The 12,934-nt window shown below is 43.4% G+C and carries 10 protein-coding genes and 1 tRNA gene; 2 read left to right on the top strand and 9 right to left on the bottom strand.

Features of this window, described 5'->3' with window-relative positions; genetic code table 11:
- Position 1: 1 nt before the first annotated feature.
- Positions 2 to 2,806, bottom strand: coding sequence for a DEAD/DEAH box helicase (locus QXR92_02860; protein ID MEM0318951.1), 2,805 nt, complete (start codon positions 2,804 to 2,806; stop codon positions 2 to 4).
- Positions 2,807 to 2,930: 124 nt separating this feature from the next.
- Here QXR92_02860 and QXR92_02865 point away from each other — a divergent pair, with 124 nt between their 5' ends.
- Positions 2,931 to 3,845, top strand: a complete 915-nt coding sequence (locus QXR92_02865; protein ID MEM0318952.1) for an NAD(P)-dependent oxidoreductase — start codon at positions 2,931 to 2,933, stop codon at positions 3,843 to 3,845.
- A 99-nt stretch (positions 3,846 to 3,944) separates the two neighbouring features.
- On the opposite strand, the gene QXR92_02870 is transcribed toward QXR92_02865, so the two are convergent.
- The 4 genes from QXR92_02870 to QXR92_02885 all read right to left on the bottom strand — a co-directional run bounded on the left by QXR92_02870 (position 3,945) and on the right by QXR92_02885 (position 8,654).
- Complete coding sequence (locus tag QXR92_02870; GenBank protein MEM0318953.1) at positions 3,945 to 5,234, bottom strand: OFA family MFS transporter; 1,290 nt, start codon at positions 5,232 to 5,234, stop codon at positions 3,945 to 3,947.
- A gap of 78 nt (positions 5,235 to 5,312) precedes the next feature.
- Positions 5,313 to 6,272, bottom strand: coding sequence for a thiamine pyrophosphate-dependent enzyme (locus tag QXR92_02875; GenBank protein MEM0318954.1), 960 nt, complete (start codon positions 6,270 to 6,272; stop codon positions 5,313 to 5,315).
- A complete protein-coding gene (locus tag QXR92_02880) occupies positions 6,269 to 7,504 on the bottom strand; it encodes a hypothetical protein (protein MEM0318955.1) in 1,236 nt (411 codons plus the stop codon). Before QXR92_02880 ends, QXR92_02875 begins: the two co-directional genes overlap by 4 nt.
- Before the next feature lie 10 nt (positions 7,505 to 7,514).
- A complete protein-coding gene (locus QXR92_02885) occupies positions 7,515 to 8,654 on the bottom strand; it encodes a 4Fe-4S binding protein (protein ID MEM0318956.1) in 1,140 nt (379 codons plus the stop codon).
- A 236-nt stretch (positions 8,655 to 8,890) separates the two neighbouring features.
- On the opposite strand from QXR92_02885, the gene QXR92_02890 reads away from it, so the two are divergent.
- Positions 8,891 to 9,148: a hypothetical protein gene (locus QXR92_02890; GenBank protein ID MEM0318957.1), complete on the top strand. Its 258-nt coding sequence runs from the start codon at positions 8,891 to 8,893 to the stop codon at positions 9,146 to 9,148.
- Positions 9,149 to 9,156: 8 nt separating this feature from the next.
- Here the strand turns inward: QXR92_02890 and gapN are convergent, their stop codons facing one another.
- From gapN to rbcL, 4 genes are all read right to left on the bottom strand, one after another.
- Positions 9,157 to 10,668: an NADP-dependent glyceraldehyde-3-phosphate dehydrogenase gene (gapN, locus tag QXR92_02895; GenBank protein MEM0318958.1), complete on the bottom strand. Its 1,512-nt coding sequence runs from the start codon at positions 10,666 to 10,668 to the stop codon at positions 9,157 to 9,159.
- An 83-nt stretch (positions 10,669 to 10,751) separates the two neighbouring features.
- Positions 10,752 to 10,849, bottom strand: a tRNA-Ser gene (locus tag QXR92_02900).
- Positions 10,850 to 11,554 (bottom strand): nucleotidyltransferase family protein, encoded by a 705-nt coding sequence (locus QXR92_02905; GenBank protein ID MEM0318959.1) that lies wholly within the window; start codon positions 11,552 to 11,554, stop codon positions 10,850 to 10,852.
- 49 nt (positions 11,555 to 11,603) lie between these two features.
- A complete protein-coding gene (gene rbcL, locus QXR92_02910) occupies positions 11,604 to 12,932 on the bottom strand; it encodes a type III ribulose-bisphosphate carboxylase (GenBank protein ID MEM0318960.1) in 1,329 nt (442 codons plus the stop codon).
- Positions 12,933 to 12,934 lie beyond the last annotated feature (2 nt).

Below are 12,934 nucleotides of genomic sequence, written 5' to 3' on the forward strand. Positions count from 1 at the left end.
TCTATTGGTCCCAATACTTCCTGTTTTTAATATAGTTCTTTTCCTCATCATAGAGGGCTTCAATGAAATTCTTCCATCCGAGCTTGAGTTTTGAGAGGGCTCTCGATGCTGACCTAGGGCCAACTCCGTATGGAGCAAGTGCAATCACCGCATTTTTCCCATAATTTATTACAAGCTTTGCTCTCTTTACAGCTTCATCGAAATATTCCTTTTTCTTTCCATCGAGTTTTTTCTTGTTCAATCCTTCCCTCACTGCAGTCAGAAATTCCAAGTTTCCTGGAGGAATTGGTACTACTGCCCTGGAGCGGCACTTTCCACACTCTATTATCATGGGTAGATCCTTTATCTTGGACCTCCATTCATATCCGCAGCTGAGGCACTTCATTATTACCTCCTTCTCCATTATCCTCATCTCCAGAGTCTTCAAAGCAAGCTCTCTCGGTATCCCTTCTGCTGCATAGGAAATTGGATTTTCTCCTCTTATACTATGAAGCGTATAGGGGCTAAGTCCTCTTACAGGCTGCTTGATTATCTTTATCCATCCCTCTCTTATCCCTCTGAGAAGCTTGAGAACGACTTCCATATCTGTTTTTTCGAACATTATCTCTCTCAGAGCCTCCTCTCCCACAACAGTATCTTTGTAATATCTCAGAATCTTCTTTGAGTCCTTAATGCTATAGTTTTCCCCAAGCGCACCCATTTTTCTAGCAACGAGAATCATCCTATATCGGAATGCATTGGATTCCTTTATGGCACTCCTCAGCATCTCATCAAGCTCATATTCTTTCTGGGAAGCAAGGCCATATATGCTATCCTCGAGATTCTCGGTCCTCAATAATGAAGATTTCTCTATGAATAGCTTATAAGGATCGCTCTTTATAGATACCCCTCCTCCCATTCGTGATAAAATATACTTTCCGAGAATTAGTGCTAGTGTGAAGTTTCCCTTAGTGCCCAGAGGAACATGGATTACTGTCAAAGATTCATCTTCCCCTTTTTCCACAACGAGATGATCAGGATGAGGTAGGATAAAGCCTCTTTTTTGCTGCTCTCCACAAACGCGCATGATGTTTTCGTATACCGTAGAGGTTAGAGATCTGTACTCTGCTCTAATTTTTTCGAAAGGTTCCCCATAGCATATCCTTCTTAGAAGGGAAATAGCTTCACGTGCCACATTCCTTGATACAGGAATTAGATCTCCCGTCCATGAGGGGGGCAATCCCTTATGCTCTTCCACTTCCTCCACAATAATTCTATCATCTTCGATGCTGAGAACCTTCCATTCTCTTCCTCTGAGTATGAAAGTTCTATCGTTCTCGAGCTCAGAGAAAACAAACTCAGCATCGAGAGAACCAACAAGCTCGTTATTTACTGTCATTACAGGTACCTTTCTCGTATCTGCTATCATGTTAGTTGAGTAGTAATACTCCCTTGACCTATAGCCTGGAAGGATTTCTCCATTCTCACTTATTTTCAACAAACCTATGTTCGAGGCAAAATTCAAAATTTCATTGAGCTTTTCTCCAGAAAGATCTTTGAAAGGATATGCCTTTCTCAGCACTTCCAGAATCTCCTCCTCTCTCCTAGCATCACCAGCCAGGACCATACCAACTGCCTGATGAAGTGCAACATCTAGGGGCTCCCATACTATATTCAGATCCTCGTACTTTCCTTCAAATGCCCTTCTAGCTATAACAACGGATTCAAGCATATCTGTTATATCATGAATAGAGAATATAGTTCCTCTAGATATCGATCCCAGTCTGTGCCCGCTCCTTCCAATTCTCTGTATCAAGCGAAGAACCTGGCGAGGTGAATTAAATTGAATTATTTGGTCAACTGCCCCTATATCAATTCCCAGCTCTAGGCTGGATGTAGCTATTATGCCCTTCAGCGATCCTTCCTTCAGCTTCTTTTCAGCTTCAGTACGAACGCTAGCTGATAGGCTTCCATGATGAACTTCCACATCCTTGTAGCCCAGCTCCCTGAATTTGTAGGATAGAAATTCGGCTGTATCCCTAGTGTTTGTGAATAATATTGTGCTTTTTTTCTGCTCCATTATTTTTCTAAGCTCCTTAATCACTTTGTAGTTGATGTCTTCACTCTCATTTTCTTCAAAGGGGATGGAGCGTACATCGATTATCATTTTCTTCATTTCGTTCTCCTTTATCTCTGCACATTCTGAACAAGAAAGGAGCTTTTTCACTGTATTGAACTTTGATATAGTTGCAGAAATAGCAACGAGCTGAAAAGAGCCAATTTTTTTCCTCAGTCTCTCGAGAACTACCGAAAGCATTGCTCCCCTTTCATTCTCAATCAGTTCATGGACCTCGTCTATGACTACCCATCTTATATCGGAAATGATGTTTTTGAAGGCTCTGTGAGTTACTATAATGGAAAAGCTCTCTGGAGTTGTTATGAACCAGTGATGCTTCCCTTCAGTGAATTCCCTCCTCTCCTTCCTCGATGAATCCCCGTGCCTGACAATGCTTCTCAGACCCATTTCATTTGATATCTCCCTCATTCTAACATAGATATCTCTATTCAGGGCCCTCATTGGCGTTATATAGACCATCAATGGATTCCCTTTCCAGCTGTTCTGTTCAACCATCATAGAGAATATTGGGAAAAGCGCTGCTTCGGTTTTTCCGCTACCAGTTGGAGCTGATATTATTACGCTCTTTCCCATGAGTATCAGTGGTATTGACTTCTCCTGAATCGGAGTTGGTTTAATGTATCCGTATTTTTCGAGAACTGCCTGTAGTTTTGGATGCAGGTCTCTGAAGACTTCCGAGCTCTTAAGCACCTTTCCGAACCTCTGAATTTTTGGAATTTTTTCGAAGCAATAGCAGCATCGAATTTTTATTTTCATTTTTCAGAATATTAATCTGAGTCCATTGTAAAAACAAGCACATTTTCAGGTGAGAAAAATGAAAGTTCTAATAGCTGGAGGTGCTGGCTTTCTTGGATATGAAGCAGCAAAGCACTTCGCGAAAAAGGGGCATAAAGTAATATTGTTAGATCCAGCAGCAAATCAGAATCAAATTTTGAGCGAAAATGTTGAGATAATTTCCGATTCTATAAAAAACATAGAGAATTTTGGAAATTCTATTGGAAAGACTGACCTAATAATTCACTCAGCCTGGGATTTTACCGAAGATGTTAAAAGAAGCATCAACGAGAATCTTCTAGGAACTCTGTCACTAGCGGAGTTCGCTCTGAGCTCTGGCTCCCGAAGGTTTGTTTTCTACAGCAGCTCAGTTATCTATGGAAAGCCTGTTTCCATTCCTATTGCTGAGGAGCATCCTTTGAATGTGGAGGAATCAAGGGCCCCTCTCCATGCACTATTGAAGCTATATACGGAGAAGCTTCTCTTGCATTACCACGCTTATAAGCATCTTCCTTTGACCATCTTCAGGATTTGGTGGAGCTTCAATGATGAGAGAGCTCCTGGAAAAACATACAGAGAAATTTTGGCAAAAATCAAGAAAGGAGAAAGGATCGAGGTCCCTGCCGGAGCAGGGGGAAGCATAGTCTATGCTCCCGATCTTTCTCTGGCAGCAGAAAAGGCACTAGAAACAGAAGAAGCGAATGGAAAGATATTCAATGCTGTGAGCTTCTTTTTTGAATGGAGTGAAGTGCTAAGGAAAATAGCAGAGAGAGTGGGCTCTAGGTCAGAAATTGTTGAAACTAGAGGCGAATGGAATGGACCAGGATTTCTAGAAGGAAGATGGCAGCTCGATGACTCAAAGATGAGAAGAATTCTTAACATAAATGTAGATGCAAATGAGAGGGAAAAGAAGTTCATCGAAGTCTCCCTAAAGATGCTGGAAAAGCTTCCATAGTCCTGACTTTACTCATCTGAAAGCTCATTTCTAAGAACTATGTTTTTTTTCCCTGTCCTAAAAAAGTGAAAATCCTTCAGAAGAGGGAGTTAAAAAAAATTATTTTTGTGCGGGCTGTGTTGGCTGGGCAGGAGGAGTAGGAATAGCTGCTGCTTTTTTCTTCGGCTTCTTTAGAATCCATGGATTAACGAGTACTGCTGCTATCAAAGCTCCAATGCCAAGGCCAATTATAGAGTATGTGTATGTTCCAAAGGTAACAAGCAGCCATGCTGTTATGTATCCTGAAATAAGCCCTCCCCAGCTCTTTGCTGTGTAAGTTATACCATAGTTGGTGGTAGCATATCTTGGACCGTAGAAGTCCCCTATAAATGCTGGATTGAAAGCGAAGACTGCCCCTGCAAATAGCATTGCGAGAACTACGAAGGCAGCAAACCCGGTTGGATTGGTGGCCGTTAGACCAAGAGCTATCATGAAAACTCCAGCTAGAGCATAGAATAGAGTTGCAGTGAGTTGCCTCCCAATATAATCGGAGATCCATCCTCCAAGTATTCTGCTAAATCCATTTGCCAGAGGATATGCTACCAAGACAAAGTTCAATATTGTTGCGGGAATCTTGTTCTCCTTAGCCATAGGTTTCACTTGCGCACCAAACAGTAGAGCGATTGCTGCTACTATTGTGAAAGAAATGTAGATCAGCCACCACTGTGGGGTCTTTAGCATTTCATACCATTTCCAGTTCACTGTATCCTCCTTCTTCTCCTCTTTCTTTTCTTCCTTCTTTTCCTCCGTCTTTTGCTGCTTCTGCTGTTGCTGCTGTACGAACTCAGGGTACTTGTAGAAGAATGTAAAAGGCAATATGAATATCAACATCAGAATTCCAACATATAGAAAGGCGGTTTTTGTTCCATAGTTAGTAATCCATGCCTGGAAGGGTAAGTTGAATATTGCTGTTCCAGCACCGAAGCCGAAGGTTACAATTCCAGTTGCCAGTCCTCTTCTGTCAGGGAACCACTTCACTGCTGTTGCTGCTGACATCCCATAGAGCATGCCTACCCCAATTGAGCCAATTGTGTAGTAAATATACAGCTGAATGGGAGAGGTTATTGTAGAGCATAGGAGAAAGCCCAGGGAAACAAGCAGTCCAGCCAATATTGCTATATTTCTTGGGCCAATCTTATCAGCAAAATAACCAGAGAAGGGCTGGACAAATGTAGCAGCATAAGTATAAAGTGTGAAGGCAACTTGAATTGTGGTCATCGACCACTTCAGATCCGTGTTCAGACCGGAGGCAAAGAGCGACCAGGAATATTGATATATGCTAATGAACATCATCACTATTACTGCTCCAACCAACACAACCCATCTTTGCTTATACTTGGTTACATCCAAAGAAAATCACCCATGAAATTTTTGTTAGTTATATTCTCTATTAAAAAATTTCTATTATAATGGAGTGGGAAAAAAATATTAATATGGTACAACTAATCGTCCCACCTTAGCGGATTCTTCCCAGAATACCCATTCCTCCTCTATCATCTTGTCCAGCTTATCCATATCCTCTTCCTTCAGATGGCTGAATCTTCCCTGCAGAGTGAGATATTCCCTCACGTGCTTCCTCGGCTTTGGTCTATAGTTCAGCTTGAAGTGACCCTCGATCTGCTCCCACAGAGCCCACATTCCCGTCTCAATTGCCAGCCTCGATAGATTCACGGTATCAGCAGGGGATGAGAACCATCCCTTGGGGCATGGCAACAACACATGTATCAACGAGGGACCTCCTGAGTTCAATGCCCTTTGAACTTTGTTCATTAGATCAAGGGGGGGCCACAGCGTTGCCGTAGCTACATACTTCACCTTTGGATGTGCTGCTGCTACGAGAGCCATGTTCTTCTTAAGCCTTGTATTGCCGATAGGCTTGACTTTTCCTGCTGGTGTGAATGTTGTTGTTGCTCCCCATGGAGTTGTGCTCGATGCCTGTACTCCTGTGTTCATATATGCCTCATTGTCATATACTACATATAGCAGTCTCTGATAGTCGTATGACAGACCCATTGATAGACCAGAGAAGCCTATGTCTGCCATAGCACCGTCTCCACCCATTACAACAACGTTTATGTCCTCAAGCTTTCTCTTTCCCTTCAGCATCAGAGTTCTGAGAGCTGATGCTACTCCTATTGCTGCTGCTCCTCCTCCTCCAAGCTGCGTGTGATGCCATGGAACCGAGTATGGTGAAGTAAGGAATTGGTGGGCATTGGCTACATACATGCATCCTGTTGGTCCAATAAATATGGTATTAGGTCCTGCTGCTTTCGATATCAATCTGTATCCTAGAGCTGGCCCACACCCTGCACAGGTTCTTCTCCCTGCTGTGTAATAGTCCACTCCAGGAATTTCCTTCACACTTCTGAATGCGACCTGGCTGCTCATATATCTTCACCCCTTAGAGTGAGCCAATATGCTTTCTTCTGAGGTTTCTTGTGAGCAGATTCCATCACCTTCTCAGCTACTTGAGTGAAGTGCTCCACAGTTGGTTCCCTCCCTCCGAGGAATAGGAAGTCAAGGAGCTCAGGTTTTGATCCTGCTTCGTACAATGTAGTTGCAACTTCATGATAGAGGGATCCTGTACCGAATGGTGAGCCAAACGAGTAGCCGAACTCGATCACTCCTGCAGCTTTCACACCATCGAGGACCTTCAGCAGCTCCTCAGCTGGGAATGGTCTTACATATCTTAGCCTGACAGTTCCAATCTTCATTCCCTTCTTTCTCAGCCTATCAGCAACTAGCTCTATGTCCTTCATATACGCTCCCATGCTTACCAAAGCGAATTCAGCATCCTCCATTCCAGTCGTCTCAATGAATGGTGGATATTCTCTACCAGTGTATTTAGCGAAGTCCTTCCAGGCCTCCACGATTACCTGCTTTGCTCTCTTAGTAGCAACATCCACTGCTTTTCTCTGCTCTGGTCCAATTAGAGATGGTGCTATATGCTGAGCCTTGGTTATTGGTCCCTCTGCTGGATCTAGCTTGTACGGAGGTCTGTAAGGTGGCAAGAAGTTCGTGGCCTGCTCCTTTGTAACTGGAACTACTGGTGTAGCAACATGAGTTATAGCTGCTCCATCTAGGGCAATGAAGTGAGGCAGCAGCACTCTTCTGTCCTCAGCAACCCTGTATGCGACCAAGGTCATATCCGAGGCTTCCTGCACAGTCTTTGCCCAGGATATTAGCCATCCGAAGTCTCTGAACATCAGAGCATCAGACCACTCCATTCCGAAGTTACCTGGATCGTCAAGTGCTCTTGTTCCTATAGCAGCCACCACAGGAAGTTGACTGAGTGCCGTGACAATTATAGCTTCAGCAGCAAATGCCAGTCCTACTCCGCTACTTCCAGCGAAGACCCTGGCACCAACTGCTGATGCATGCTTCACTATCTCGAACTGGCTGTGCTCTGAATCAGCAACTATGATATCAGCAGTGAACTCTCCGTTTGCAATCATAGATGCTAGTGCATTCATTATTCCCGTATAAGGCCTGATCGGATAGGCTGCTATTACATCGACATCAGCAATTTTCACTGCCTCTGCTATTGCTCTGGCTCCATTCCATACCTTTGCTTTCGGTTTTTCAATTGTAATTGGGGGCATAGGTTTAATTGCGGACATTCATATCACCTCAGAATCCATACTCCCTCTGTTCGAATCTTCTGAGGACCTCCTCATCCTTGAGGCCCTCGAGGTATTCTAGTTCGGACACCATCGTTATTGCTTTGACCGGGCACACTGTTGCGCAGGTTCCACATCCCTTGCAGTACTCATAGTCGACCTTGATGGGGGCAAAGTCTATTGCACCATCTGGGCAGTAGTAGTGGCATAGCTTGCAGTCAGTGCACTTGTTCATATCTATGATTGGCCTCTGCCATCTCCATGGTGTTGTGAAGCCTAAGTTCCTCTTTCCAGGTTGGGGACCAAACTCTATCAGTCCAGGAGCGAGAACTTCCCATCTCGGCATAGCAGCAAGCCTTGAAGGATATGTTTGAGCCTCAGCGGCAGCCTTCTGATAAGCATAGTATACTTCTGGATTCCAGAACTCACCAGTGAACTCTGGGAGCTCGATTTCCCTCTTTATCTTCCTGGCCATCTCTGTTTCTTCAGCAAGAACATGAACCTCCTTGACAGAAGCAGCTTCATATCCCTTCCTTACCGATTCCTTCTTTTTCTCCTTTCCTAGAACATCAAGTGCGCTGAGCAAGGAATCGAGGTCCACCCTATCCCAGGCTCTTGCCAAGGCTCCAAGCATCGGATAGGCAATTGCTGAATCTATCTTGGCTGCGCTTATTGTTACAACTTTTCCGAACCAGTCCTGCGCCAAGTTGTACTTCTTCACCAATCTCACTACATCATCTGGAGATATTGATGTGTTCACAAGGAGAACTGCATCCTTCTTGGCTCCATCAAAAAGAAGGGCTCTCTGCGAAGTCTTTTGCAATAGCAGGCTGGAGCTGAATACTGCTATCACGTTAAAGAGCTCTCCAACTGGCTCAACCTCCTCGTGCAGAAGAACAGGGACCTTTGGCTTTCCGAAAACTGTGTAGAATATCATTGGAATGTAGTTTCGCTCGGGGCTGTCGTCATACCTCATGTAGTAATACGTTTCTATTCCTTTCACCGATCCTGCTTGCGCTAGAGTCTGCGAGAAGGATGTCATGTCTGCTGTATGGTCCACGCCCAGTCCATGTGCTATTACCCAATCAAGCTCTTCGTATTCTGGATATCTTTCCACTTTTGGTGTAACCCTCACTAATTTTACTGGCAAATTTTCACCTCGCTTTATTAGTGTAAATAATTTATTATAAATGAAAATCGCATGATTTTCCGCTGTTGATTCAATAATAATAAAAATTTATAATATTTTATAATTTTTAAAAAAATAAAACTAAAAAGAAAAATTAATTTTTTAGAAATAAAAATAAAACTTCTCATTCCTCAAACTTTTTATTCCCCTATAAAATAAAGAAACATTGTCACGGCTTCTTGGAAGGAGTGATAGCTTTGAGTGAGGAGGAGGAAGTGGAGGAGGAAAGCACACAGGAAATTGTGGAGGAGACGGAGCGCGCAGCAGAAAGCGAGGCAGAAGAAGAACTGGAAGTTACTCCTGAAGATATGAAGGTAATGGTAGATATAATAGAGAAGATAGAAGAAGCGTATGAGGGAAAGCTATCTTCAAAGGAGCTAGAGAACATATACAAGACAAAGGCCGAAAAAAAGGTGAAGGAAAAGGAGAGGAAAGAAAGAAAGAAGAAAAAATGACTTTTTATTTATATTAGATACTCAAAGACTCTTCTTCCTCTATAGCTGTATATGATTGTCTTGACTGCCATAACTTCCTCAATGCTGTAGGCTATACTCTCTCTTCCAATGCCACTCTCCTTTCTCCCGCCATACGGATAATACCCTATTCCATGCCTTGGTATATCATTGACATAAATTGCTCCATATTCAAGATATCTTATCAGCTTTCTAATTCTGTTTATATCCTTTCCAAAAATTGATGCATCTAATCCAAAGCGTCTGTTGTTAGCTAGCCTTATTGCCTCATCATCGTTTTCATATTCAAATATGATTGCTACTGGCGCAAAAATTTCCTCCTTGTAGAGGAGAATATCATTTAGCTTGCTTTTATCGCTTATTTCTATTAATGTGGGTTCCACATAGTTTCCGCCCAGCCTTTTTCCCCCATAGAGGATCCTCCCTCCCTTTTGAACTGCATCCTCAATCCCTCTCATCATATCCTCAACTGCTTCAGCAGAAATTAGAGGCCCCATTGTTACGCTGGGATCCCTGGGATCTCCTATCTTCACCTTTGAAAGGTTCTCCACTATCTTATTTTTCAGCTGTTCAAATATGGAGGTGTGAGAGATTATCATTTTAATAGCATCGCATCTCTGTCCAGCATAGCTGTATATGCCGGCTGCTATTAGCCTCGCAGCATCATCTATCTCTGCATCTGGAAGAACTATAGCTGGATCCCCTCCGCCTAGCTCCATCAAGTACTGCTTAATTCCTCCAACCTTCAGAACTCTTTTCCCAGTCTCACTGCTTCCAGTTAAGCTTATTACTCCAATTCTACTATCAGCTACAATTCCATCCATCTCACTTCCTGGAACGGTTATTACCATTAAAGATTCTCTTGGAAAGCCTGAAGCCTCAGCCACCCTCGCAAAGAGAATGGAGGGAACTGGAACCTGTGTTGGAGGCTTTATTATTACAGCATTTCCTGCTATTGCGCTGTACGTGAATTTAGCTACTGTATCGAACAAAGGATAGTTGAACGGAGAAATTGCAAGGACAATCCCATAGGGCTCTTTCCTTACAATGCTCTCAGTTTCCAATGTGGACTGGTCCCAATCGCCTGGTATATAGTCACCATACATCTTTCTGAGATCCAGCTCTGACCTCCTCAGCCTCTCAATGCTCGCATTTACCTCCCCGCTAGCCTGCTCCCTAGTTTTTCCTGCTCCTATTATGAGAGAATCTATGAATATGTTTTTGTGCTCCTCGATGAGCTCAGCCATTTTCTCGAGATATTTCATCCTCTTATATCCTGGAGTATTTCTTATCTTCCACCTACCGCTCTCATGCAGTTCCTTTATGTAGGGCTCGACTTCCTCATATGTGAGCCTTGGAACAGTTCCTACTACACTTCCATCTATTGGAGAATATATTTTCTGCTCATTCTTTCCAAAGATCCATCTTCCAGCAAGATATGCTCTGTATCTCCTCATCCCTTCTCTTTCTTCGAATGCTGGCGAGAAGAATTCTTCGCTCATCTTGGCTTCCCTTTTTTAATTTTAAATTGTGTAAGAATATAAAAATTTAATAAAATTTTTGCTAAAAATTTTGCTTTTTTAGGCGCCGGGGGCGGGATTTGAACCCGCGCTCCCCCAATGGGGAACTGGCTCACCAGCTCTGTCTCCAGGCCAGCCCCTTAGTCCGCTCGGGCACCCCGGCTCAATATTTTACTTCACCCTTCCTCAAAGCTTCGTCTGCTTCCTCCAAGTCCTTATGGCTATCAATGCTTTTCCAATAGATACTATTGTATTTTTTGCCCTTTAATTTCTTCTCTTCTGCCAATCTAGGCAGAACTTCTGTTTCGTAGTTACCCAGTTCTGGAAAATATTTCAGAGCGCTTCTGCTGAAATATATAACTCCTGCATTGATCCAGATTCCCTCTATAATAGGTTTCTCTCTGAAATTAACTATGAATCCTCTTTCATTGACTTCAACAATTCCAAAGGGGCTCTTGAGGGGAGATAGGGAGATAACCCCCAGAATATTTTCATCCATTTCCTCTTTAAGCTCCAGAGGATTCAAGTTTGTTATAATGTCGCCATTTACGAGCAGAAACTCCTCTTCTGCTATCAGCTTTTCTGCCCTCTTCACAGCCCCAGCTGTCCCCAACGGACGATCTTCTGCTGAATATTTTATTGATACACCCCACTCTCTGCCATCTCCAAAGTACTCCTGTATTTTGCTTCCTAAATGTCCTATGAGTAAAATGAAATTTCTAAATCCGTGGCTCTTTAACCACTCAATCTGCCACTCTAGTATGGGCTTTCCTCCCACTTCTATCATTGGCTTAGGAAGCGTGTCTGTATACGGTCTAAGCCGCTTTCCATATCCACCAGCAAGTATAAGGGCAATCAATTTCTCCACCTTTTCCTAATAAAAGGTTTTTATTTCTAAAAAAATGTTTTTTTAAAAATCAGATATGGGCTCCTGTTCCCCACTTCTCCAGTGCTCTTCTAAGCTCCTTCTTCTCTCTCGCATATTCCTGAAGCGGGATTCCGCTCATTGCAGCTTCCATTGCTTGTCTCACTGCTCTTGCTCCTGCTGCTGGACCATCTGGATGACCTATTGTACCTCCGCCTATTTGTATTACAATATCGTTCCCAAGCCTTCTCATAACTTCAGGAAGTGTCCCGGGATGGAGACCTCCCGAGGATACTGGGAAAGCCGGTTTTATGCTGTAGAAGTTCTGCTCTAAGTGCTCATACTCTCCATTTTCCGGGACGTATTTCTCCTCTCTTAGGAGTTTTGCCATTCTGATAACATCGATTGCCTTAGCATCCAGCTTCCCAACACCGGGAGTCCCTATGTGAAGCTGGTCCATCCCTATGAGCCTATAAAGCTTAGCAAGGGTAAACATCGAGATTCCATGATCTGGATTTCTCGTGAAAGCGGCATGCATAGCTCTATGTGCATGAATTGCAAGGTTAAGTTCCTCAGCCAAATCTCTCACATATGTAAGAGAGGACCATCCAGAAACTACAACATCTACCATTATATGGGGATTTCCCAAGTCAGCTACAAGCTTCATTCTTTTTTCCATCTCCCTTATATCTGATGTGATATTGGCAAGCCAAGTCTTGCGCTCTCCTGTTTCACTCTCAGCTCTTTCTATGGCTCTCATTATAGCCTCAGCTCTTCTCTGAAAAGAGCAGAAGCTTGGACTAGCAAGGTTCTCATCATCCTTCACAAAATCCATGCCTCCGACTAATAGCTCATATGCTAGTTTGCCTACTTCCTCTGGCGAATATCCAACCTTTGGTTTGGGGACTGTTCCCACGATCGGCCTATCCTTTATACCGAGAGCTTCTCTAACTCCCAGAATTCCTTTTCCTGGTCCCTTGAACCAAGAAATAAATTGCTGGGGGAGGTATAGATCCTCAAGTCTCAGTGAACTTATCCTCTTCATGCCAAATATGTTCCCAGCAACAGATGCCAGAAATGCAGGTAGGTTGCCTTGTTCAAATAGTTCAAGAGGATATGCCACTTTAACATAATAGTATCCGCCATCAATTTTCTTGAAAGAAAAGGCCCTTCCTTTGAGTCTGTCAACTCTTGATTCATCGTACCAGACATACAGGGTGGTCCATGTTCCCACACTGCTCTCTGCTGCTAATCCCCCAGCAGCCTCTTCAGGAGTGAATCCTTCTGCTGGCTTTACCTTGAACACAGCTATTACGTCGTTCTTTGGGTCTGGAACATAGCTGGTGTCCACAAAAGGAGCATACGGCTCCTCGTCACTCAATT

Source organism: Fervidicoccaceae archaeon (assembly GCA_038734945.1).
GTDB lineage: Archaea > Thermoproteota > Thermoprotei_A > Sulfolobales > Fervidicoccaceae > ARK-14.